Origin of the sequence: Shewanella fidelis ATCC BAA-318 (assembly GCF_000518605.1) — a bacterium.
GTDB lineage: Bacteria > Pseudomonadota > Gammaproteobacteria > Enterobacterales > Shewanellaceae > Shewanella > Shewanella fidelis.
Genome location: NZ_KI912458.1, coordinates 287617 through 310668 on the forward strand (window position 1 = coordinate 287617; position 23052 = coordinate 310668).

Consider the following 23052-nt stretch of genomic DNA (forward strand, 5'->3'; position numbering starts at 1 on the left):
AATGTTGATCTAGGTAAAGTTATTACGTATCTAGCTCATTTAGAATCTATGCCAATTCAAAGAGAGTCGAGGCCTGTAAATAGGTGGAATGTACATGAAGTTAAGTGAATTGAATCCCGGCGATGTCGCCAGAATTTCTCGAGTCGGTGAAATCGACTTGCCTGCCGTTGTAAAACGCAAACTCCTTTCAATGGGGATCACCCCAAATACTCGATTCTCTCTTACCCGTAGAGCTCCGATGGGCTCTGGAGTTGAACTAGATATCCGTGGCAGTAAATTATGTATGCGTCGCGATTTAGCAGATATTATTGAGGTTGAAAAAGCGAATGGCTAAACAATTTAACTGCGTTACTGTAGGTAACCCAAATGCGGGTAAATCTACGCTTTTTAATGCATTAACCGGCTCTAACCAACAGGTTGGTAACTGGTCTGGTGTGACAGTAGAAAAGAAAACAGGTCAGTTTGCTCTGCAGGGCGCTGATGTTTTTTTAACGGATTTACCGGGAATTTATGATCTTCTCCCTGCAGGTAACAGCTGTGATTGTTCCCTTGATGAGCAAATTGCACAGCAGTACCTAGCCGATCAACAAATCGATGGCATTATCAATCTAGTTGATGCGACTAACATTGAACGTCATTTATATCTAACCGTACAGCTTCGTGAGTTAGGCATTCCATTAGTCGTTGTGCTCAATAAGATTGATGCCGCGCTAGAACGTGGTATTAATATTGACGTGGCTAAAATGAGCCAAGAGCTTGGCTGCCCCGTTGTCGCTGTTTGCTCTCGTGATGAAAAAGATATTGAAAAGGTCAAACAACAATTTGTTGCCTTGCTTGACGGCAAAGTGTCTGAAGCACCCTTGGTGCTTGATTATGATGCTGAAATTGAAGCTGGCGTAGCTAATTTATTGGCACAAGACGACTCGTTAAGCCGCGGCCGTGCATTGGCTATGCTTGGAAATGGCCTAGGCTGTGGTAAATGCAAAAATAGCCAGATGGCAACTGAAGTTGAACAATACTCACAAGCGTTATCTAGCCAAGGCAAAGATATCGAGATCATGGTTGCGACTACGCGTTTTGACTATGTTGAGCGTGTATTTACAGGCTCTGTAGTGAGTGATAACCGTGAAACTTTCACTGATAAGCTAGACAAGATTGTACTGCACCCAGTTGCAGGCATTCCGGTTTTCTTGTTTGTGATGTATTTGATGTTCATGTTTAGTATTAACGTGGGCAGCTCATTTATTGACTTCTTTGATATTACCGCTGGTGCGCTATTTGTTGATCACTTAGGCGCACTTATGACGAGCCTAGGTTCGCCTGCTTGGTTAGTTACGATTATCGCTGGTGGTGTTGGTCAAGGTATCCAAACTGTTGCAACCTTTATTCCAGTTATTGCAGCTTTATTCCTTGCTTTATCAGTGCTTGAAGGCTCTGGTTATATGGCGCGTGCAGCCTTTGTGGTTGATGGTTTAATGCGTCGTATTGGCTTACCGGGTCGCGCTTTTGTGCCTATGATTGTTGGTTTTGGTTGTTCAGTACCTGCAATTATGGCAACACGTACTTTAGGCAGTGAGCGTGAGCGTATTGTCACAGGTATGATGGCACCATTTATGTCATGTGGTGCGCGTCTACCTGTTTATGCATTATTTGCTGCAGCTTTCTTCCCAGAATCTGGCCAAAACTTAGTATTCCTGCTGTATATCATTGGTATTTTTGCCGCGATTGGTACAGGTTTATTATTGCGTTCAACTCTGCTGCCTGGTTCAAGCAGTGCGGTAGTGATGGAGCTACCTAGTTACGAAAAACCTAAATTTAAGACAGTGATGGCGCGTACAGGTAAGCGTACTAAGAGCTTTATCATGGGCGCGGGCAAAACGATTGTTATTGTGGTGACTTTGCTTAACTTTGTTAACGCAATTGGTGTTGACGGTACGTTCGGCCATGAAGATAGCTCAGAGTCAGTGCTGAGTGTTGCAAGCCAAAAAGTGACACCACTGTTTTCACCTATGGGCGTAGAGCAAGATAACTGGCCAGCAACGGTTGGTATCATCACTGGTATTTTCGCTAAAGAAGCTGTGGTTGGCACACTTAATAGCCTATATTCAGATGGCGCTGCGGGTGATGAGGAATTAGCACCGTTCAGTGAAACCTTGACCGAAGCGCTAGCTACAATTCCTGAAAACCTATTTGGTATTGCTCCAGAAGATCCACTTTCTATCTCTGTTGGGGATGTATCATCGGTTGATGCAGCATCTGAAGAGTTAGAAGTAGATACTTCAACATTTGGCGCACTACAAGTAGGCTTTGCTGGTGTAACTGCAGCATTCGCTTACCTATTGTTTGTTCTGCTTTACACTCCTTGTGTCGCAGCAATGGGCGCATTAGTGAATGAGTTTGGTGGCCGCTGGGCAGCATTTGCAGGGCTATGGACATTTGGCTTAGCTTACGGTGTTGCAACCGTGTTCTACCAAGCTGCAACCTTCGCTCAGCATCCATTACAGTCAAGCCTGTGGATTGGTTTCTTTGCTATTGCCCTCGTCGTATTTTACCTATGGCTTAAGCATAAAGGTAAAAAAGCACAAACCATTATTCCAGGTATTAAAGTGATTACGGAATAACGCGAATAGCGTATACTGTATCTAAGTAATAAAAAGCAGCGATGATTCGCTGCTTTTTGCGCTATATATGCTTATGCTATAGCCAGTAGAGTAGGTTTTTAAGCCTCAGTCGTTGATCCTTTACAGAAACTGTAGGATTATGCGTTTTTAGTTTTTAATCATCGTTCGCAAAGAGGAATTCCATGAGTCATGTGGACACTGAAGTACGTCCTAGTAACTTCATTCGTAACATCATAGATGAAGATCTTGCCACTGGTAAGCATACGAGCGTGCAAACTCGTTTCCCGCCTGAACCAAACGGCTTTCTTCACATTGGCCACGCTAAGTCTATCTGCCTAAACTTCGGTATTGCGCAAGACTACCAAGGTCAATGTAACTTACGTTTTGATGATACCAACCCTGAAAAAGAAGATATCGATTACGTTAATTCTATTCAGGCTGATGTGCAATGGCTCGGTTTTCAGTGGGATGGTGATATTCGTTATTCATCAAACTATTTTGACCAACTACATCAGTATGCTGTTGAGTTAATCAATAAAGGTCTTGCGTACGTTTGCTTTTTAAATGGTGACGAGACTAGAGAATACCGCGGCACGCTAAAAGAACCGGGTAAGAATAGCCCGTACCGTGATACAACACCTGAAGAAAACTTAGCGTTATTTGAAAAAATGCGTCTTGGTGAATTCAAAGAAGGTGAGTGTTCACTGCGTGCTAAAATTGATATGGCATCACCATTTATGTGTATGCGTGATCCAATCATTTACCGTATTCGTTTTGCTCATCACCATCAAACAGGTGATAAGTGGTGCATTTATCCAATGTACGACTTTACTCATTGTATTTCTGATGCGATTGAAAACATCACGCACTCATTATGTACACTTGAGTTCCAAGACAACCGTAGACTTTACGACTGGGTACTTGATCATTTAGATGACTTCCAAGCACCAAACAGAACGCGTCAGTATGAGTTTTCAAGACTAAACCTTGAATACACATTAATGTCTAAGCGTAAGCTAAATGACTTAGTGACTCGTAATTTGGTATCAGGTTGGGATGATGCACGTATGCCTACAATTGCAGGCTACCGTCGCCGTGGTTATACACCAGCTTCTATTCGTGAGTTCTGTAAGCGTATTGGTGTCACTAAGCAAGATAACATGGTTGAAGTAGCCATGCTTGATGCGTGTATCCGTGAAGAGTTGAACGACTTTGCACCGCGTGCAATGGCCGTGATTAACCCTGTTAAAGTGGTTATCGAAAACTATCCAGAAGGCCAAGTTGAAATTATCAATGCAGCTAATCATCCTAGTAAGGAAGAGATGGGTAAGCGTGAGCTATCTTTCGGTCGCGAACTGTTTATTGACGCTGATGATTTCCGTGAAGAAGCCAATAAAAAGTACAAGCGTTTAGTACAAGGTAAAGAAGTGCGTTTGCGTAACGCTTACGTTATCAAGGCTGAACGTTGTGAGAAAGATGCTGATGGTAACATCACCACTATCTTCTGTACTTATGATGACGAAACACTAGGTAAAAATCCAAGTGATGGTCGTAAAGTGAAAGGCGTTATTCATTGGGTTGAAGCGACAACAGCAAAGCCTGCTGAGTTCCGTTTATACGAGCGCCTATTTAGCGATCCAAACCCAGCTGCTGCAGAATCTGTTGATGAAGTGCTTAACCCGCATTCACTAACAGTTAAGCATGGCTTGGTTGAAGCAAGTCTTGAGTCTGCTGAGGCTGAAAAAGCTTATCAGTTTGAACGCGAAGGTTACTTCTGTGCAGACAATAAAGATTCAAGTAAAGATGCATTAGTGTTTAACTTAACCGTACCACTACGCGATACGTTTGAGTAAGTATCACTAAGCAAGTTAACTGGTTTGTTAACTGAATAAAAAAGCCGACGTAAGTCGGCTTTTTTATTGCTTAGGTTAGGTATTGAAGTTTATTGATACATTGGGCCAAAGCCAACACTCCAAAGGATAACACTTGAGGCCATTAAGCCTACAAGTAACACCAATCCCGCTGTAACCACAGAGCTTGCGTAGATAAAGCCTTTTTCTTCGGGGATATTCATAATAATCGGTACACCGGTATAAAGTAGGTAAACCGAGTAAGCCAGCCCTGCAAGACCAATAACCATAATAAACCAAAGAGTAGGGTATAAGGCTGATAAGCCAACCATGAACAGTGGTGTAGCTGTATAGGCCGCAAGCTCTAAAGCTTGAGTAAAACTCGGTTTAGCATCGAAGGTTTTTGCCATCCAAAAAGCTAAGTAAGCTAACGCGAAAACCCCACCGATTAAACCAAAGTACATACCTGTAGACATGATCATTGCACTTTGAGTTGTTAAAAATTGACGCTCGCCAACACCCAGATCCCAGCCGATTTGAGAGGTCGCGATAAATGAACAGATCGCAGGAATAAGTGCGATGATGACGATATGACTTAAACTGCTGCGCAATGCTTCGTGGTTTTGCTCAATTGTGTGCCACTCTTCTTTTGGATGAGTGTATAGCCCCATTAAGTGATTCAATATCATTATAATTATCCTCGTTTAGCATTTAACTTTAATTAAATTGGCTCGCCAAACTGCAGACGAACTTGTTACAGCTCTAAGGTTATTTATTGAACAAAATCTGCTAAGAGTCAAGCCTGTCACCATAAGCATAGGTGTTAAGCTAGGATTGTGCTGTAAATTACTGATAAAATATGCGGCTATTGATTTGCAGTGATGGATTGAAATATGCAGCAGCTTTTGGAACCGATAAATGCCTTTTTAACATGTTCAACCCCAGATAGTTGGATTGATGAGGCTAAGAAACCGGAGAACTTAACTGGGTTACTCATCGATCACTGTAACTGCGAATTAAAGGCCGCTCAAACAGCGATGTTTATGGTAAGAAAATATGCGGTTGACGATGCAAGTGGTCAAATTCTCCGTCAATGGGCAAAGCCTTATGAAGAGTTTGTTTACAATCAAGGTCGTAGCATAGAAGAGTTTCTCGCGAGTAGCGGCAAGAAAAATGAGCTGGCTTCAGAGCTTATTGGACGTAGTGATTTTGTGCAAAGCGATGATCTTATCGCGAAGATGGTGCGCTTAATTAAAGAGGAGTTTCATCATTTCGAACAAGTGCTGCAAATTATGCAAAATCGTGGCATTGAATATCAGAATATTCGTGCAGGGCGCTATGCCAAAGGGTTAATGAAACAAGTTAGAACCCATGAACCTGCGACTCTGATAGATAAACTCATTGTTGGTGCGTTTATTGAAGCGCGTTCTTGCGAACGTTTTGCAAAACTTGCTCCTTTTTTAGATGATGAATTAAACAAGTTTTATGTGTCTTTATTGCGCTCTGAAGCGCGTCATTATCAAGATTATCTAACTTTGGCCGAAGCGATAGCAAAGCAAGATATTAGCGACAGAGTGGCACACTTTGCTGCTATAGAGGCAGAACTTATTTTATCTGAAGATGATGATTTCAAGTTTCATAGTGGCTCACCAAAGGTAAGCGTTACTGCTGATATTGCTTAAGTTGACTAGGAGTTAGAGCACCAAATAACGGCAAGTTATGATCACTTGCCGAAAGGTAGTTCGATGAGTTCAACATTATCGTGCTCAACAACCAGCATACTGCCTTGCTCATACCAATCACCGACAACAATTCTGCGTTTGCCATTTTCTAGCTCGTGGATTGCAGGTCGATGTGTGTGGCCATGGATCATTTGCTGAGTATGGGTTGTTGCGAGTAATTGGTTAACCGCATCAGTTTCTACATCCATAATGGTATAGCTTTTTTGCTTATTGCTGCTTTGACTTTTTCTGCGCAGTTTCGCTGCTATATCAAGACGTTTAGTTTTAGGTAAGTGAGCATATAGCCACTTGGCCCAAGCAAAATTACGGAACTTGCGAAAACGCTGATAAGCTTTATCTAAGGTACATAGACTGTCGCCGTGTAAAATGACCGTTGCAACACCGTAAAGATCAACTGTGTGCACTTCGGGTAACAATATCATGCCGCTACGTTTAGTAAACTGACTACCAATTAGAAAGTCGCGGTTGCCATGAATAAAGTAAATTGGTAATTTCGCGGAGGCCTTTTTGATCACATCAGCAAGCTGATTGGCGAATGGTTCTGCGATATCGTCACCAACCCAGACTTCAAAGAGATCGCCTAGGATATATAACGCATCTGTATCATCAAGTTGGGTGTCGAGAAAGGTCAGAAATGCTTGGGTGATATCGGGGCGATCAGCACTTAAGTGCAAATCACCCACAAATAGAGTGCGCATCGAGAAAGAATTACTCTTCGATGGTTACTTTTTCAATGATAACAGCTTCTAGCGGTACGTCTTGGTGCATGCCGCGATTACCTGTGCTCACTGCTTTGATTTTGTTTACTACGTCCATGCCTTCAGTTACTTCACCAAACACACAGTAGCCCCAGCCTTGTGCAGACTCTGATTTAAAGTCTAAGAAGGTGTTGTCATTAACGTTAATGAAGAACTGAGCCGTTGCAGAATGTGGATCTGAAGTACGCGCCATAGCAATAGTACCGGTTTTGTTTGATAAACCGTTGTTTGCTTCGTTAGCAATAGCTTCGTTTGGACGCTTTTGGTCCATTTCTTCAGTAAATCCACCACCTTGAACCATGAAGCCATCGATTACGCGGTGAAAAATAGTACCGTCGTAAAAGCCGTCTTTAGCGTAGCTCATAAAGTTTGCTGCAGTGTTTGGTGCTTTCTCAGCGTTTAACGCTAATTTGATGTCACCGTGATTTGTGTGAAGTGTGATCATATTTAAACTCTCAAAAATTAACTCACTGTAAATAATGGCTGGATTCTAACGTAATTGCTAACTTGCATAAAGCATTCAATGTGACTGCTTTAGCGTATTTGCTAATGAGTCGTTTGAATATTCATCATTTAGGCTTGGAAACCAACCTTCAAAATAAGGCGAAGATCGCAAACTGACTTGATTGGTGCTTATCTAGTGGATTTTGCGCCATGAGAACACGAAAACAGCTTGGAACAGCGACTTTTGCAATGGTAGACTGACAAACACATTTTTACATATAGTCGTTGAAGAGAATAATCAATGTTGAAGCTTTACAATAGTCTTACCCGCCAAAAAGAGCAGTTTGTGCCATTGCAACCAGGAAAGGTTGGCATGTATGTGTGTGGGGTGACCATTTATGATTTATGTCATATTGGCCATGGACGTACATTTGTATCTTTTGACATGATTGTGAGATACCTAAGATACAGCGGTTATGATGTTAACTTTCAACGTAACATTACCGACGTTGACGATAAAATTATTAAACGCGCTAACGAAAACAACGAAAGTTGTGATGACTTAACTGAGCGTTTGATTGCTGAAATGCACCGTGATTTTGATGCATTGAACATGGCGCGTCCTGATAATGAGCCACGTGCAACATTGCATATGCCAGAAATTATCGACATGGTTGAAAAGCTGATTGCGCGTGATCACGCGTATGTTGCAGCAAACGGTGACGTATTATTTAGCGTGTCGTCATTCCCTGAGTATGGCCGTTTGTCTGGCCAGAACCTTGAGCAGTTGCAAGCAGGTGCTCGAGTTGAAGTGGAAGATACTAAGCGCGATCCAATGGACTTTGTGCTTTGGAAAATGTCAAAGCCCGGCGAACCTACTTGGGAATCACCATGGGGACCTGGCCGCCCAGGCTGGCACATTGAATGTTCGGCAATGAATAGCAAACATTTAGGTAATCACTTTGATATTCATGGTGGTGGTTCTGATCTGCAGTTCCCACATCACGAAAACGAAATTGCCCAGTCTTGCTGTGCTCATGATACGCCATATGTTAACTACTGGATGCATACAGGTATGGTGATGGTTGATAAAGAAAAGATGTCAAAATCTTTGAACAACTTCTTCACTATTCGAGATGTATTGGGCCATTACGATGCTGCCACCGTGCGTTACTTCTTGTTGTCTGGCCATTATCGTAGTCAGCTTAACTATTCTGAAGACAATCTAAAGCAAGCGAGATCTGGTCTTGAGCGTATTTATACCGCTCTTAAAGATCTTGATTTAACCGTAGAGGCTGCGCCTGCTGAAGAGTTTGTGGCTAAGTTTAAATCGGCGATGGATGATGACTTTAATACGCCTGAAGCGTATTCAGTGTTGTTTGACATGGTACGTGAAATTAACCGCTTGAAAGCTACTGATATGCAGCAAGCTTCTGCATTGGGTGTAGCACTTAAGCAGTTGGGTGATGTGTTAGGGATCTTAGGCCAAGACGTTGAAACTTTCTTTAAAGGAGAGGGTAATGACGACGAAGTGGCTCAAATCGAAGCGTTAATTGCTGAGCGTAATCGCGCTCGTGCTGAGAAAGATTGGCCTGCTGCCGATGTGGCGCGTGATGGCTTAAATGCGTTAGGGGTAGTGTTAGAAGATGGCCCTGAAGGCACAACTTGGCGTAAGAAGTAATATCTAGCATTAATAGCCGTTTAAATACAAAAAAAGCCTGCAGATGCAGGCTTTTTTATTAATGTGGTTGCTAACTATTTGCTAGAACCTAGAACCTAGAACCTAGAACCTAGAACCTAGAACCTAGAACCTAGAACCTAGAACCTAGAACCTAGAACCTAGAACCTAGAACCGGTTTAATCGTGATAATTCTCACAAGCGTATAAGGTGTTTTCTAATAGGCTAGCAATTGTCATTGGGCCTACACCACCTGGAACTGGAGTAATAAAGCTTGCGTGTTGCGCGGCGACATCAAATTCAACATCACCTACAAGCTGGCCGTTTTCAAGGCGGTTAATTCCGACGTCGATAACCACGGCGCCAGGTTTAATCCAATCACCCGGAATAAAGCCTGGTTTACCGACAGCAACGACGACTAAGTCTGCACGTCTTACTTTATCTTCAAGGTTGCGAGTAAAGCGATGACAGATAGTGGTGGTACAGCCTGCTAGCAAAAGCTCAAGCGCCATAGGGCGGCCGACAATATTAGAGGCTCCCACAACCAGTGCATCTAAACCATAGGTATCAATTTCGGTAGACTTAAGTAGTGTCATAATCCCCATCGGCGTACATGAACGTAGCACAGGGCTACGTTGAGCCAGACGGCCGACGTTATATGGATGGAAACCGTCTACATCTTTATCTGGGCGTATGCGTTCGATAACTTTAGATTCTTCAATATGCTCAGGTAGAGGAAGTTGTACTAAAATGCCATCAATTGTTGGGTCGTTATTACATTCATCAATCAGCGATAAAAGTGCTTCTTCTGAAGTGCTAGAATCGAGATCATATGAGCGAGACATAAAACCGACTTCTTCGCAGGCTTTACGTTTACTACCGACATATACTTGTGAAGCAGGATCTGCTCCAACAAGAATTACGGCTAAACCAGGGACTCTTTGACCAGCCTCTTTGCGGGCGGTTACTTTATCTTTGAGTTGCGTTCGAATGGTTTGGGCTATTGCTTTACCATCGATGTTTTGGGCTGTCATTGGGGTTGGTGTCCTTTATACGGCGCGATAATGGAAAACCGCGACATTTTAACAGGACACTTTAACAGTGTCATTGATTTAGACAATTAACAGTCAATTCTAAAATACGGATAATCATGGGGACAAATGCGCGACTAACACGTTGTGCTGTAATAGTGAACTGGTTTTCATGTCGTGGAATAAATCAATCTAAATACAAAAAATCACATCATGGAGGATAATGTTGGCGTTATTTTTAGCAGTTTGCTTAATCAAGCTGCAAATAGTTTGCAAAGTAGTCATCTGTGCATCTTTTTTAAAAAAAGTCGTTGACGACTTTTAGGTGAGGGGATACTATGCGCTCCGTTCTCAGCGAGACAGCAAATTGTTGCCGCTAAGAGCAAGAAACAGTAAAGTTAAACCCAAGATGAATATCGGCTTTACATTATGTTTCAATACTCGGTGATTAGCGCAGCCCGGTAGCGCATCTGGTTTGGGACCAGAGGGTCAGAGGTTCGAATCCTCTATCACCGACCAAATTTAAACTAGCGTGGAACGTTAGTTGCCCAGTTCAGGAAATGAATTTATTTCATTGCCGAGCGCCCGTAGCTCAGTTGGATAGAGCACCCGCCTTCTAAGCGGGTGGCCGCAGGTTCGAATCCTGCCGGGCGTACCATTTTTGTGGTGATTGTAGCTCAGTTGGTAGAGTCCCGGATTGTGATTCCGGTTGTCGTGGGTTCGAGCCCCATCAGTCACCCCACTCTTTCTGTAAAGAAGTAAAAAAAGCGACCCTAGGTCGCTTTTTTTACGCCTGTAAATCACGCTTTGAGGCTCGACTCGAGCGCATTCCATAGCTATAATGTCGCGTCTTGATAATTATCAACTAAAAGATACCTGTGCCGATCGTCAGTATTTATGGGCATTTGGGTTAAATTTATGGATCAAGAAACGAATACCTGAATAGTTGAGTTTTCGACTATTGCAAAGGACGATAGACATATTTCGAGGTAAAAAAATGCAAGTTTCTGTAGAAACCACACAAGGCCTAGAGCGTCGCCTAACAATTTCTGTACCTGCTGAGCAGATCGAGAACACTGTTAAAGAAGCATTAAAAAGCGAAGCTAAGCGTGCCCGTATTCCAGGTTTCCGCCCAGGAAAAGTACCTGTAAGCGTAATTAACAAGCGTTATGGTAAAGCTATTCGTCAAGACATCACTGGTGAAGTGATGCAGCGTAACTTCGTAGAAGCAATCATTGCTGAGAAGTTAAACCCAGCTGGCGCACCTACTTTAACTGCGGGTACAACTGAAGGCGAAAACTTTGAGTTTGTTGCTACTTTTGAAATCTACCCAGAAGTTGAACTGAAAGGTCTTGAGTCTATCACTGTTGAACAGCCTACAGCTGAAGTAACAGAAGCTGACGTTGACGCGATGATCGAAACACTACGTAAGCAACACGCAACTTTTGAAGTTGTAGAGCGTGAAGCTGCTGAAGGTGACAAAGCTAAGATCAACTTCGTTGGTTCTATCGACGGTGAAGAGTTTGAAGGCGGCAAAGCTGATGACTTCGAACTTCAACTAGGTAGTGGCCGTATGATCCCAGGTTTCGAATCTGGCGTTGAAGGTCACAAAGCGGGTGAAGAGTTCAACATCGAAGTGACTTTCCCTGAAGATTACCACGCTGAAAACCTAAAGGGTAAAGTAGCAACTTTCGCTATTACTCTAAACGAAGTTCAAGCTGCTAACCTACCAGAAGTTAACGATGAGTTCGCAACTCTGTTCGGTATCACTGAAGGTGGTGTTGAAGCACTTCGCGCTGAAATCAGCAAGAACATGAGCCGTGAGCTTGAGCAAGCGCTTAAAGCAAACGTTAAAGAGCAAGTGCTAAACGGTCTTGTTGAGCAAAACGACATCGAATTGCCAAAAGCTCTAATCGATGGTGAAGTTGAAGTATTGCGTAAGCAAGCTATGCAACGTTTTGGTGATCAAGCTGCGAACATGCCTGAGCTACCAGCAGATCTATTCACTGAGCAAGCGACTCGTCGCGTTAAAGTAGGTCTACTACTTGGTGAAGTAATCAAAACTAACGAGCTAAAAGCTGAAGACGAACGCGTTCAAGCGCTAATCGCTTCTATGGCTTCTGCATACGAAGATCCAAGTGAAGTTGTAGCATACTACAATGGTAACGAAGAGCTAATGCAAAACATGCGTAACGTTGCTCTAGAAGAGCAAGCGGTTGAAGCTTTGTTAAAAACTGCAACTTTGACTGAAAAACCAGTCCAGTTTGAAGAATTTATGAACAAGGCTACAGGTCGCGCGTAACCATCGCTTGACTTAAATGGCTATTAGCCATTTATAATGGCTCGTATGAGGTTCCTCATGCGGGCCATTTTTATTTAGGGAAGTTTAATCATGCACAAAGCGCCAGAATCAGTACTTAACGCACTCGTTCCTATGGTTGTTGAACAAACAGCAAAAGGTGAACGTTCATATGATATTTATTCTCGCTTACTCAAGGAGCGAGTGATCTTTCTAGTTGGTCAAGTTGAAGAACACATGGCTAACCTTATCGTTGCTCAGTTACTGTTTTTGGAGTCTGAGAGCCCAGATAAGGATATTTACCTATACATTAACTCTCCTGGTGGTAGCGTGACAGCTGGTATGGCTATTTACGATACAATGCAGTTTATTAAGCCAAATGTGAGCACTGTATGTATTGGTCAAGCGGCTAGCATGGGGGCATTTTTGTTAGCAGGCGGCGCGCCAGGCAAACGCCATTGCTTACCAAACTCAAGAGTGATGATCCATCAGCCATTAGGTGGCTTCCAAGGTCAAGCGTCAGATATTGCTATTCATGCGCAAGAGATCTTAGGTATTAAGAATAAGCTAAATACTATGCTTGCTGAACATACTGGCCAACCTCTAGAAGTGATCGAACGCGATACTGACCGCGATAACTTTATGAGTGCAACCGAAGCCGCTGAATACGGATTAGTTGATTCAGTAATGACAAAACGAGACTGATTTTTACTCTCCTCTGAGCTATGCTCATAGAAGGAAAGCATTAAAAAGATCCAAGCAGTATTCTGACTGCAAACTGAGGTAAAGTAATGGGTGAAAACAAAGGTAACGGTGACGGCGGAAAACTGCTGTACTGCTCTTTTTGTGGAAAGAGCCAGCATGAAGTAAGAAAACTCATCGCTGGGCCTTCTGTATATGTTTGTGATGAGTGCGTTGAACTCTGCAACGATATTATTAGAGAAGAAATCAAAGAGATTTCACCAAAGCAAGATCAAGACAGACTGCCAACGCCACATGAGCTAAGAGCCCATTTGGACGACTATGTTATTGGTCAAGATAAAGCCAAGAAAGTGCTTTCTGTTGCGGTATACAACCACTACAAGCGTTTACGCAATGCCAGCCCGAAAGATGGCGTAGAGCTAGGCAAGAGTAACATTTTGCTTATTGGTCCTACCGGTAGCGGTAAAACTTTGCTCGCTGAAACACTAGCACGTTTTCTAGATGTGCCGTTTACAATGGCCGATGCAACCACATTAACCGAAGCTGGTTACGTGGGTGAAGACGTAGAAAACATTATTCAGAAGTTATTGCAAAAGTGCGACTACGATGTAGAGAAAGCTCAGCGCGGTATCGTTTACATTGACGAAATTGATAAAATCAGTCGTAAGTCTGATAACCCGTCAATTACTCGCGATGTTTCTGGTGAAGGTGTTCAGCAAGCACTGCTTAAATTGATTGAAGGTACAGTTGCGGCGGTTCCACCACAGGGCGGGCGTAAGCACCCACAACAAGAGTTCTTACAAGTTGATACTTCTAAGATCTTATTCGTTTGTGGTGGTGCATTCGCTGGCCTTGAAAAGGTGATTGAACAACGTGCACATGTTGGTACTGGTATTGGTTTTGGCGCTCAGGTTAAAGGCGAAGCTGATAAGAAGAATATCTCTGATCGCTTGTTAGAGGTTGAACCTGAAGATCTCGTTAAGTTCGGTTTAATTCCAGAGTTTATTGGTCGTTTACCTGTACTGGCAACACTTGCTGAACTAGATGATGAAGCGTTAATCCAAATTCTATCTCAACCTAAGAATGCGATTACTAAACAGTTTGCAGCATTGTTTGAGATGGAAGGCGTTGAACTCGAGTTTAGAGATGATGCATTAAAAGCGATTGCACTTAAAGCACAAACCCGTAAAACAGGTGCTCGTGGCCTACGTTCGATTGTTGAAGGGATTTTACTTGATGTGATGTACGATCTACCATCAACAGATGACGTGGTAAAAGTGGTTATTGATGAGTCAGTGGTAAATGGTGAGTCAACACCTATTCTGATTTATGCTAATAACGAAACGCAAGCAGCGACAGCTGAATAAACTCTCTATACTTGATTTATAGATAGCGCAAAAGGAGCCAATTTGGCTCCTTTTTTGTACACTTTTTTAATTAATTGTTTTTCACCATTGAAACCTATTTAATCATCCCAATATACTCATTAGTAATCATAAAAAACGGAATCGAGCTATGACCCTAGAGCGTGATGCGCGAATCGAACTACCCGTACTGCCACTGAGAGATGTGGTGGTTTATCCCCATATGGTAATTCCGTTATTCGTCGGTCGAGAAAAGTCTATTCGTTGCTTAGAAAAAGCAATGGAGCAAGGCAAGCAAATTATTTTAGTCGCTCAGCGTGATGCTGAGTTGGACGATCCTACAAGTGACGATATTTTTGACGTCGGTACAGTTGCGTCGATTTTACAGTTATTGAAATTGCCAGATGGTACCGTGAAGGTATTAGTCGAAGGTGGCCAGCGTGCACGCATCGACAATTACTCTGAGCAAGACGACATTTTCCAAGCGACAGCTCACTACCTTGAATCTGAACCGCTATCAGAGAAAGAAGAGGAAGTGCTTGTTCGCTCAGCTGTCGGCCAGTTTGAAGGTTATATCAAGCTTAATAAGAAGATCCCGCCAGAGGTGTTAACTTCGCTGTCGGGTATTGATGAAGCCGCTAGACTTGCTGACACTATGGCGGCACATATGCCGCTTAAGCTTGAAGACAAACAGTCTGTGCTTGAAATGGTGAATGTCAGTGAGCGTATTGAATACCTCATGGCAATGATGGAAGCGGAAATCGACCTATTGCAGGTAGAAAAACGCATTCGTAGCCGTGTTAAAAAGCAGATGGAAAAGAGTCAGCGTGAGTACTATTTGAATGAGCAAATGAAAGCTATTCAAAAAGAACTTGGCGATATTGACGAATCTCACGATGAGTTTGAAAGCTTAGCTAAGAAGATTGAAGAGGCGCAAATGCCTACTGAGGCGAAAGAAAAAGCCTCCGCTGAGCTTAATAAGCTAAAAATGATGTCACCAATGTCTGCTGAAGCGACAGTGGTAAGAAGTTACGTTGAGTGGATGGTTTCTGTGCCTTGGCACAAGCGTTCTAAAATCAAACGTGATTTAGCTAAGGCACAAGATGTACTTGATACAGATCACTTTGGCCTAGAGAAAGTTAAAGAACGCATTTTAGAGTACCTAGCCGTTCAAAGCCGTGTTAAGCAGCTAAAAGGCCCGATTTTGTGTTTAGTTGGCCCGCCAGGTGTGGGTAAAACATCACTGGGTCAATCGATTGCAAAGGCAACTGGGCGTAAATACGTGCGCGTAGCATTAGGTGGCGTGCGTGACGAAGCTGAGATCCGCGGCCATCGTCGTACTTATATCGGCTCTATGCCGGGTAAAGTGATTCAGAAGATGTCTAAAGTAGGTGTAAAAAACCCATTATTCCTACTCGATGAAATCGATAAAATGAGCAGTGATATGCGCGGTGATCCGGCATCAGCCCTGCTTGAGGTGTTAGATCCTGAGCAAAACGCGGCATTTAGCGATCACTACATGGAAGTCGATTATGATTTATCTGATGTGATGTTCGTTGCAACGTCAAACTCGATGAATATTCCAGGTCCACTGCTTGATCGTATGGAAGTTATTCGTTTGTCGGGTTACACCGAAGATGAAAAGCTTAACATTGCTAAACAACATTTGTTGCCAAAACAAATTGAACGTAATGGCTTAAAGGCAAAAGAAGTTACCGTTGATGACAGTGCAATTATCGGTATTATCCGTTACTACACTCGCGAAGCAGGTGTACGTGCATTAGAGCGCGAATTGTCGAAGATCTGTCGTAAAGTGGTTAAACAGATTCTACTTGATAAGAGCATCAAGCATATTGAAGTTAACCAAGACAACTTGAAGTCATTCTTAGGCGTGCAGCGTTGTGACTATGGTAAAGCAGAGTCAAATAACCAAATCGGCCAAGTAACAGGTTTAGCTTGGACAGAAGTGGGTGGTGATCTACTGACTATCGAAGCGACCTCGGTTCCTGGCAAAGGTAAATTGACTTACACCGGTTCACTCGGTGATGTAATGCAAGAGTCTATTCAAGCGGCGATGACTGTAGTGCGTGCTCGCGCAGAGCAGCTTGGCATTAACCCTGACTTTTACGAAAAACGTGATATTCACGTACACGTGCCAGAAGGGGCGACACCAAAGGACGGTCCTTCAGCCGGTGCAGCAATGTGCACCGCGCTAGTTTCTAGCTTAACGGGTAATCCAGTACGTGCCGATGTCGCTATGACAGGTGAAATTACCCTTCGTGGTGAAGTTTTACCTATTGGTGGATTAAAAGAGAAACTATTAGCTGCTCATCGCGGCGGTACAAAAGTTGTTCTTATTCCAAAAGAAAATGAACGTGACTTGGAAGAAATTCCAGCAAACGTTATCGCAGACTTACAAATTCACCCAGTAAAATGGGTTGATGAAGTGCTAAAACTGGCGTTAGAACGACCAGTTGAAGGCTTTGAAGTGGTCTAAAACGTGGACTAACGCAATAAATTGCGGGATTGCTTGAAAAAAACAGTAAAAAGGGGCTTACCTAAGTAAAAAGCTGTGGTAGCCTAAGTCTGTGGAGAGTCAGTCGCTCCAGCCCTTGGAGTGACTGGTTTTGAGTAGTATCCTAATTTATTTCTTTGGTTTTCCTATAAGGCTTGAACTTTGGTTCTAAGCTTGTTATAAAAAGCCTCCGCAGACCGCTCTAGACAAGGATTTGGGTGCGGCGCACAAATTACATTCAAGGGGATGACATGAACAAATCTGAACTAATCGAGAAAATCGCTTCTGGTGCTGACATTTCTAAAGCGGCTGCTGGCCGTGCATTAGACTCTTTCATCGGCGCTGTTACTGAAGGTCTTAAAGAAGGCGATAAGATTGCTCTTGTTGGTTTCGGTACTTTCGAAGTGCGTCAACGCGCTGAGCGCACTGGTCGTAACCCACAAACGGGTAAAGAGATCAAAATCGCTGCAGCAAATATTCCAGCATTCAAAGCTGGTAAAGCTCTAAAAGACGCTGTTAACTAAATAAAAGTTGGCAATGCAGCCTTTTGTAAGGCTATTGTAAAAAAGCACTGCTTGGCAGTGCTTTTTACAAATAGAGAGGGTATAAATTAAGAAGTAACTTAATTTTGCCAGCAGGAGTTTAAACGGAATACTTTTCCTCTCCTTTAAATTACAAAAAGGCGCATCCAAACTGTGATGCGCCTTTTTATTATATTAATCGCAACAAGCGAGAAGTCTGATGTTAGAAAAGATTCGCGAAGGCTCACAAGGGGTTATTGCTAAAAGCATTCTAATCCTAGTGATACTTTCTTTTGCATTTACAGGTGTAAGTAGTTATTTAGGTTCTTCAACTGAGGTTGCAGCTGCTACCGTAAATGGTGAAGAGATCAGCAACTCAGCTTTAGAGCAAGCATATCAAAATGAGCGTGGTCGTTTAGAGCAGCAGTTAGGTGACATGTTTGCAACGTTGGCTGCAGATGACAACTATATGCAAAGCGTTAAGCAAAGTGTTTTAGAGCGTTTAGTTGCTGATAAATTGCTTGATCAAAATGCGGCAGAGCTAGGGTTACGCGTATCTGACGAGCAAATTAAAGCAGCGATTCTAGCAGAACCTGCTTTTCAAACTGATGGTGTATTTGATAACGACAGATATCTAGCTATTCTGCGTGGATTAGGTTACCAAGCAAATACGTTCCGTGACATGATGCGCACTGAAATGACACGTAATCAGTTAGTCGCTACGTTAGTAGGTTCTGAATTTGTATTGCCAGGTGAAGCAGAATATGTTGCTGAACTGCAAGGGCAAACTCGCGATATCGATTATAAGATAATTGATGCTACTCCATATCTAGCCGACGTTAGTGTGACTGATGAGCAGATCCAAACATACTACAATGCTAACCTTGCACAATTTGTACGCCCAGAAGTTGTCAGCCTTGATTATGTAGAGCTAAACGCGGCTGATATTGCAAAAGATATCACAATTACAGACGCTGAAGCACAAGCTTATTATGATGAGCATAAAGCGCAGTACACCCAAGCTGAAAAGCGCTTAGCTGCACATATCCTAGTGCAACTAGGTGATGATGAAGACGCAGCTAAAGCAAAGGCTGAAGCGATTTATAAACAGCTTCAAGATGGCGCTGATTTTGCTGAGCTAGCTAAAACTGAATCTGAAGATACATTTAGTGGTGAACAAGGTGGTCAACTTGACTGGTTCGAAGCTGGCGTAATGGAGCCTGAATTTGATGCTGCATTGTTTGCATTGAATAAGGGCGAGTACTCAAATGTTGTTAAAACCAACTTTGGTTACCACATTATTAAAGCATTAGACATTCAAGCGGGCGCGCAAGCACCTTTTGCTGATGTTAAAGAGAAGATTGTTGCTAAGCTGCAAGAACAGCAGGCAGTAGACAAGTTCTACGAGTTGCAACAAGTGCTAGCAGATACCAGCTACGAAGTGCCAGATACATTAGTTGACGCGGCAAAAGATGTGGGTTTAGCGGTTGAAACTACACCTGAGTTTACTCGTAACAATCCGCCAGAGTTGTTTAGCAAGCCTGATGTACTTAAAGAAGCATTTTCAACTAACGTGTTAGTTGATGGCATGAACAGCGACGTGTTAGAAGTTGCACCTAACCATGTTGTTGTTATCCGTGTTAACAGCCATAAAGAGGCTGGTACTATGGAACTAGCTGAAGTACGTAATGCTATTGCTGGACGCTTAAAGCAAGAGCAAGCTAATGAAGCAGCACGTAAGCAAGCGCAAGAAGCTATGACAGTTGTTGAAGCTTCAGGTGAGACAGTTGATTTTCTTGTAAAGGATAAGCTGACTCGTTTTGATCAAGATATTGATGGTGCGATCGTAAACAAGGCTTTCGCAATGGCTCAGCCTGCAGGTAAAGCAACCGTTGATACAGTAGCACTAGCCAATGGTTATGCTGTTGTTGTACTAAAACAGGTTAACGCAGCAGAAGCTGTTGAACCTGGTTTGTTAGACGCACTTAAGCAACGTCTAAGTTCACAGTACAGTGAAAACGATTACCGTGCAGTGATCGCTTCACTAAAAGCTAAGGGTGAAGTACTTTACCCAGTTGCTGAATAAGAGTTACTGGTTAACTATCAGTGAGCTTTACATGATGCATAAAAAACCGGCTAAGGCCGGTTTTTTTATGGGCGCGAAATGAGGGGCTAATTTCTACTTGTGAAACCATGTAGGCTGGCTCAAGGGGCAGATGACTCGTCATAAAGCGCTTAGCTTTAACAAAGAGCATCGAGGAAAAGCTTATAGCTTGAGCTTACAGCGGTGAGCTTGTGGCTTTCAGTGTTGTTAATTGAGAGTCGACTAATCCTATCAGAAGTGAATGGGTAATAAAAAACGCCGCAATATAATATTGCGGCGTTTAACTTTCAGTCTAGACCAGCTATTGCTAGCTAGATTGAAACTACGTCAAACTCAACGTGTGGGTTTACGTCTGCATCGTAATCAATGCCTTCAATACCAAAGCCGAATAGCTTTAGGAACTCTTCCTTATACTCAACATAATCAGTAAGTTCAGCTAAGTTCTCTGTAGTCACTTGCGGCCACATATCACGGCAATGTTGCTGGATTTCATCGCGTAACTCCCAGTCATCAAGGCGTAAACGATTTGACTCGTCAACTTCTGCAGCTGTGCCATCAGCCTTAAATAAACGCTCGTTAAACATACGGTTTATTTGCTCGATACAGCCTTCGTGTAAGCCTTCAGCGCGCATTTTCTTGAATACCATAGCGATGTATAGCGGCATAACAGGAATTGCTGAGCTAGCTTGTGTTACGACGCTCTTTAGCACTGCAACATTAGCGCTACCGCCAGTGGCCGAAAGCTTATCATTTAGCGCGTGTGCGGCGCGGTCAAGATCCATTTTGGCTTTACCAAGGGCACCGTGCCAGTAAATTGGCCAAGTAAGCTCGGTACCAATGTAACTATAAGCCACAGTTTTGCAGTTGTCGCTAAGTACACCGGCTTCTGCAAGTGCTTGGATCCAAAGCTCCCAGTCTTCACCACCCATAACGGTAACTGTATCGGCGATCTCTTGCTCTGTAGCAGGCTCAACACTTGCTTCAATAATGATATCTTTATTGGTATCAACTGCGGTTGCTGTATAGGTTTCACCAATAGGTTTTAGTGAAGAGCGAACAAGTTCGCCACTGTCTGGCATTTTACGAACAGGTGATGCTAGTGAGTACACCACCATATCAACTTGACCTAAGTCCTGCTTGATAATTTCAATCGCTTTTTGTTTAGCTTCGTGGCTGAACGCATCGCAGTTGATGCTTTTAGCGTATAGGCCTTCAGCTTTAGCAAATTTATCGAAAGCTGCAGAGTTATACCAACCTGCTGTGCCTGGCTTAGTTTCGGTACTCGGTTTTTCAAAAAACACACCTAACGTGGCGGCGTCGCTGCCAAAAGCAGCTGTAATGCGAGAAGATAGACCGTAACCACTTGATGAACCAACAACTAAGACTTTTTTAGGGCCGTTAGCAATTTTGCCTTTTGCTTTAGTCACGTTAATTTGTTCAAGTACATTGGCTTCACAACCAACAGGGTGGGTCGTAGTACAAATAAAACCACGGATTCTAGGTTTGATGATCATATTTTTTGATTCTCTTAAAAAATTGTCTCTAGGATAATTAAACCAGTATAAAATGGCACTTATTTTTGTTGAAAATAGGCCATTTTCGCAGTGGTTGGAGCAGTTTAGTTATATCATTTGCACGCTTATCCAGCTTATTTTTTGCGAGTAAATAAGCTCTGCTCTTGGATTAAGCGCTGGGTGTATTCGTGCTGTGGCGAATTAAACAACTGTTCTGTGGTGGCTTTCTCAACCATTACGCCTTTTTTAAGCACCATGATTTTGTCACTCACATGGCGAATGATATTCATATTATGAGAAACGAAAATATAAGACAGCCCCATCTCTTGTTGTAGTTCCAGTAACAGGTTCAAGATCTGCGAGCGAACAGATAAATCGAGTGCTGTTAACGCTTCATCGGCAATAATGATTTTCGGATCAAGCATCAACGCGCGGGCAACAGCGACACGTTGCTTTTGCCCTTCAGAAATCATATGTGGATAAAACTCGATATGTTCAGGCAGTAAGCCGACCTTTCTAAGCTTATCGATAACGAGCGCTTTACGTTCACTTTTATCTAATTGTGTATTAAATTTAAGTGGCTCATCGAGCAATTCACCAATGGTCAGCCTCGGGTTTAGTGAGGTATTAGGATCTTGGAAAATCATTCTAATTACACGACAGCGCTGTTTTAAGTCTCGCTTTTCTAGCGCTTCACCTTCAAAGAAAATCTCGCCACCACTGCGCACTTCTGCACCCACAAGGATCCGAGCTATGGTACTTTTACCAGAGCCTGCCTCGCCAACAATAGCCAAGGTTTCGCCTTGATTTAGCTCAAACGAGACTGGTGATAGCGCATGATTATATTGGCGCTTGAAGCGTTTATATCCCGCATAATAGCTTTTGCTAAGATCAATAACTTTAAGTAGTGGGGTCGTCATTACAAGGCTCACTGTTATAGGGGAAATGACAAGCAAAATAGCGGTCTTTCTGGTGGCATAGACTTGGTTTACTTACACAGCGCTTTTGCGCTTGAGGGCAACGAGGGCCAAGTCGGCAACCTATGGGTAGATGCTGCAGAGCAGGGGAAGATCCCGGTAATGTTTGCATCACTGACTTATGCGCTAAGCCGCTAGAAAAGTCAGGCATATTGTCGAGCAAAGCTTTAGTATAAGGATGGTAAGGCTGCTCAAGTACTTCTGCTGTTGGCCCGGACTCCATGACTTGGCCGCAATATAATACAGTCAGCTGATCACACCAGCCAGATAGTGTTTCTAGCTCGTGGCTGATCAGTAAGATTGATACGCTATGAAGCTGATTTAATTTACTCAGTAGCCTAAATATTTGTGCTTGAGTACTTAACTCCATAGAGTCAGTGGGTTCATCGGCTATCAATAGTCGTGGTTGGTTAGCGATCGCCATTGCAATCATCACTTTTTGGCACTCGCCTGCAGAAAGTTCCCAGGCATAGCTGCTCATCACTTCTTCGGTGTTTTTAATGCCAACTTTGTGCAACCACTTTTGCGCAATAGCCTTACGGGCGCTGTTACGCTTCCAAAAGGATATGGTTTTATCCTGCGGCATGGCTTCGATAAGTTGACTGCCAACTGTGATAGCGGGATCTAAGCTGCCCATAGGATCTTGGAAAATCACCGCGATTTCGCTGCCCATCAGGTTGCGCCGTTGTTTAGGCGACATATCCATCAGATTTTGGCCATCCCACATCATACGGTCAGCGGTAATTGTCCAGTTGTGGCCCGGAACACCTAAAATAGCTCGTGCAAGTAATGTACGCCCAGATCCAGATTCACCGACCAGACCATGTAATTCGCCGGGGTTAATCATCAGACTCACTCGTTCTAGCGCTTTTACACGTCCATGGGGAGTGTCTAGCTCAATAGTGAGATTACGAATATCGAGTAATGGCATA

Annotated in this window: 18 protein-coding genes and 3 tRNA genes; 14 read left to right on the forward strand and 7 right to left on the reverse strand. The window is 43.1% G+C overall.

Going from position 1 to position 23052, the window contains the following annotated elements:
• Positions 1–94: 94 nt before the first annotated feature.
• The 3 genes from L884_RS0114755 (at position 95) to glnS (ending at position 4474) form a co-directional block, all read left to right on the forward strand.
• Positions 95–334 (forward strand): FeoA family protein, encoded by a 240-nt coding sequence (locus L884_RS0114755; protein ID WP_028768214.1) that lies wholly within the window; start codon positions 95–97, stop codon positions 332–334.
• Positions 327–2621 (forward strand): Fe(2+) transporter permease subunit FeoB, encoded by a 2295-nt coding sequence (gene feoB / locus L884_RS0114760; protein WP_028768215.1) that lies wholly within the window; start codon positions 327–329, stop codon positions 2619–2621. Before L884_RS0114755 ends, feoB begins: the two co-directional genes overlap by 8 nt.
• 182 nt (positions 2622–2803) lie before the next feature.
• Entirely contained in the window at positions 2804–4474 is a 1671-nt protein-coding gene (gene glnS / locus L884_RS0114765; protein WP_028768216.1) for a glutamine--tRNA ligase, read from the forward strand.
• A gap of 89 nt (positions 4475–4563) precedes the next feature.
• Here glnS and L884_RS0114770 read toward each other — a convergent pair whose 3' ends face one another.
• Positions 4564–5160 (reverse strand): Yip1 family protein, encoded by a 597-nt coding sequence (locus L884_RS0114770; protein WP_028768217.1) that lies wholly within the window; start codon positions 5158–5160, stop codon positions 4564–4566.
• Between the two features lie 204 nt (positions 5161–5364).
• On the opposite strand from L884_RS0114770, the gene miaE reads away from it, so the two are divergent.
• Complete coding sequence (gene miaE / locus L884_RS0114775) at positions 5365–6153, forward strand: tRNA isopentenyl-2-thiomethyl-A-37 hydroxylase MiaE (protein ID WP_028768218.1); 789 nt, start codon at positions 5365–5367, stop codon at positions 6151–6153.
• A 41-nt stretch (positions 6154–6194) separates the two neighbouring features.
• Here miaE and L884_RS0114780 read toward each other — a convergent pair whose 3' ends face one another.
• On the reverse strand, positions 6195–6911 hold the full coding sequence (locus L884_RS0114780) for a UDP-2,3-diacylglucosamine diphosphatase (protein ID WP_028768219.1): 717 nt from the start codon (positions 6909–6911) through the stop codon (positions 6195–6197).
• Positions 6912–6921: 10 nt separating this feature from the next.
• The gene (locus tag L884_RS0114785) at positions 6922–7416 is read right to left on the reverse strand and encodes a peptidylprolyl isomerase (RefSeq protein ID WP_028768220.1); all 495 of its coding nucleotides are present in this window, start codon (positions 7414–7416) and stop codon (positions 6922–6924) included.
• A gap of 300 nt (positions 7417–7716) precedes the next feature.
• Between L884_RS0114785 and cysS the strand changes: the two genes are divergently transcribed.
• Positions 7717–9096, forward strand: a complete 1380-nt coding sequence (cysS, locus tag L884_RS0114790; protein WP_028768221.1) for a cysteine--tRNA ligase — start codon at positions 7717–7719, stop codon at positions 9094–9096.
• Between the two features lie 176 nt (positions 9097–9272).
• Here cysS and folD read toward each other — a convergent pair whose 3' ends face one another.
• On the reverse strand, positions 9273–10127 hold the full coding sequence (folD, locus tag L884_RS0114795; protein WP_028768222.1) for a bifunctional methylenetetrahydrofolate dehydrogenase/methenyltetrahydrofolate cyclohydrolase FolD: 855 nt from the start codon (positions 10125–10127) through the stop codon (positions 9273–9275).
• A gap of 439 nt (positions 10128–10566) precedes the next feature.
• Between folD and L884_RS0114800 the strand changes: the two genes are divergently transcribed.
• From L884_RS0114800 to L884_RS0114840, 9 genes are all read left to right on the forward strand, one after another.
• A tRNA-Pro gene (locus L884_RS0114800) sits at positions 10567–10643 on the forward strand.
• A 62-nt stretch (positions 10644–10705) separates the two neighbouring features.
• Positions 10706–10782 (forward strand) — tRNA-Arg (locus tag L884_RS0114805).
• A gap of 8 nt (positions 10783–10790) precedes the next feature.
• Positions 10791–10866 (forward strand) — tRNA-His (locus tag L884_RS0114810).
• 255 nt (positions 10867–11121) lie between these two features.
• Positions 11122–12426, forward strand: a complete 1305-nt coding sequence (gene tig, locus L884_RS0114815; protein WP_028768223.1) for a trigger factor — start codon at positions 11122–11124, stop codon at positions 12424–12426.
• Positions 12427–12516: 90 nt separating this feature from the next.
• Positions 12517–13128, forward strand: coding sequence for an ATP-dependent Clp endopeptidase proteolytic subunit ClpP (gene clpP, locus L884_RS0114820; protein ID WP_028768224.1), 612 nt, complete (start codon positions 12517–12519; stop codon positions 13126–13128).
• Between the two features lie 86 nt (positions 13129–13214).
• Complete coding sequence (gene clpX / locus L884_RS0114825) at positions 13215–14492, forward strand: ATP-dependent protease ATP-binding subunit ClpX (protein ID WP_028768225.1); 1278 nt, start codon at positions 13215–13217, stop codon at positions 14490–14492.
• A 148-nt stretch (positions 14493–14640) separates the two neighbouring features.
• Positions 14641–16986: an endopeptidase La gene (gene lon, locus L884_RS0114830; protein WP_028768226.1), complete on the forward strand. Its 2346-nt coding sequence runs from the start codon at positions 14641–14643 to the stop codon at positions 16984–16986.
• A gap of 254 nt (positions 16987–17240) precedes the next feature.
• Entirely contained in the window at positions 17241–17528 is a 288-nt protein-coding gene (hupB, locus tag L884_RS0114835) for a nucleoid-associated protein HU-beta (RefSeq protein WP_259649511.1), read from the forward strand.
• Between the two features lie 217 nt (positions 17529–17745).
• The gene (locus L884_RS0114840; RefSeq protein ID WP_028768227.1) at positions 17746–19611 is read left to right on the forward strand and encodes a SurA N-terminal domain-containing protein; all 1866 of its coding nucleotides are present in this window, start codon (positions 17746–17748) and stop codon (positions 19609–19611) included.
• A 329-nt stretch (positions 19612–19940) separates the two neighbouring features.
• Here L884_RS0114840 and fabV read toward each other — a convergent pair whose 3' ends face one another.
• The 3 genes from fabV to L884_RS0114860 all read right to left on the reverse strand — a co-directional run bounded on the left by fabV (position 19941) and on the right by L884_RS0114860 (position 23051).
• Positions 19941–21143, reverse strand: a complete 1203-nt coding sequence (gene fabV, locus L884_RS0114850; RefSeq protein ID WP_028768228.1) for an enoyl-ACP reductase FabV — start codon at positions 21141–21143, stop codon at positions 19941–19943.
• A gap of 134 nt (positions 21144–21277) precedes the next feature.
• Positions 21278–22063 carry an ATP-binding cassette domain-containing protein gene (locus L884_RS0114855; protein WP_028768229.1) on the reverse strand — a complete coding sequence of 262 codons (786 nt, stop codon included), beginning with the start codon at positions 22061–22063 and terminating at the stop codon, positions 21278–21280.
• Positions 22044–23051, reverse strand: a complete 1008-nt coding sequence (locus L884_RS0114860; RefSeq protein ID WP_028768230.1) for a peptide ABC transporter ATP-binding protein — start codon at positions 23049–23051, stop codon at positions 22044–22046. Before L884_RS0114860 ends, L884_RS0114855 begins: the two co-directional genes overlap by 20 nt.
• Between the last annotated feature and the right edge of the window lies 1 nt (position 23052).

Bases quoted from the DNA above. Each gene is read 5' to 3' on its own strand.
- L884_RS0114755 (WP_028768214.1), top strand. From the start codon at position 95: ATGAAGTTAAGTGAATTGAATCCCGGCGATGTCGCCAGAATTTCTCGA.
- feoB (WP_028768215.1), top strand. From the start codon at position 327: ATGGCTAAACAATTTAACTGCGTTACTGTAGGTAACCCAAATGCGGGT.
- glnS (WP_028768216.1), top strand. From the start codon at position 2,804: ATGAGTCATGTGGACACTGAAGTACGTCCTAGTAACTTCATTCGTAAC.
- L884_RS0114770 (WP_028768217.1), bottom strand. From the start codon at position 5,160: ATGATATTGAATCACTTAATGGGGCTATACACTCATCCAAAAGAAGAG.
- miaE (WP_028768218.1), top strand. From the start codon at position 5,365: ATGCAGCAGCTTTTGGAACCGATAAATGCCTTTTTAACATGTTCAACC.
- L884_RS0114780 (WP_028768219.1), bottom strand. From the start codon at position 6,911: ATGCGCACTCTATTTGTGGGTGATTTGCACTTAAGTGCTGATCGCCCC.
- L884_RS0114785 (WP_028768220.1), bottom strand. From the start codon at position 7,416: ATGATCACACTTCACACAAATCACGGTGACATCAAATTAGCGTTAAAC.
- cysS (WP_028768221.1), top strand. From the start codon at position 7,717: ATGTTGAAGCTTTACAATAGTCTTACCCGCCAAAAAGAGCAGTTTGTG.
- folD (WP_028768222.1), bottom strand. From the start codon at position 10,127: ATGACAGCCCAAAACATCGATGGTAAAGCAATAGCCCAAACCATTCGA.
- tig (WP_028768223.1), top strand. From the start codon at position 11,122: ATGCAAGTTTCTGTAGAAACCACACAAGGCCTAGAGCGTCGCCTAACA.
- clpP (WP_028768224.1), top strand. From the start codon at position 12,517: ATGCACAAAGCGCCAGAATCAGTACTTAACGCACTCGTTCCTATGGTT.
- clpX (WP_028768225.1), top strand. From the start codon at position 13,215: ATGGGTGAAAACAAAGGTAACGGTGACGGCGGAAAACTGCTGTACTGC.
- lon (WP_028768226.1), top strand. From the start codon at position 14,641: ATGACCCTAGAGCGTGATGCGCGAATCGAACTACCCGTACTGCCACTG.
- L884_RS0114840 (WP_028768227.1), top strand. From the start codon at position 17,746: ATGTTAGAAAAGATTCGCGAAGGCTCACAAGGGGTTATTGCTAAAAGC.
- fabV (WP_028768228.1), bottom strand. From the start codon at position 21,143: ATGATCATCAAACCTAGAATCCGTGGTTTTATTTGTACTACGACCCAC.
- L884_RS0114855 (WP_028768229.1), bottom strand. From the start codon at position 22,063: ATGACGACCCCACTACTTAAAGTTATTGATCTTAGCAAAAGCTATTAT.
- L884_RS0114860 (WP_028768230.1), bottom strand. From the start codon at position 23,051: ATGCCATTACTCGATATTCGTAATCTCACTATTGAGCTAGACACTCCC.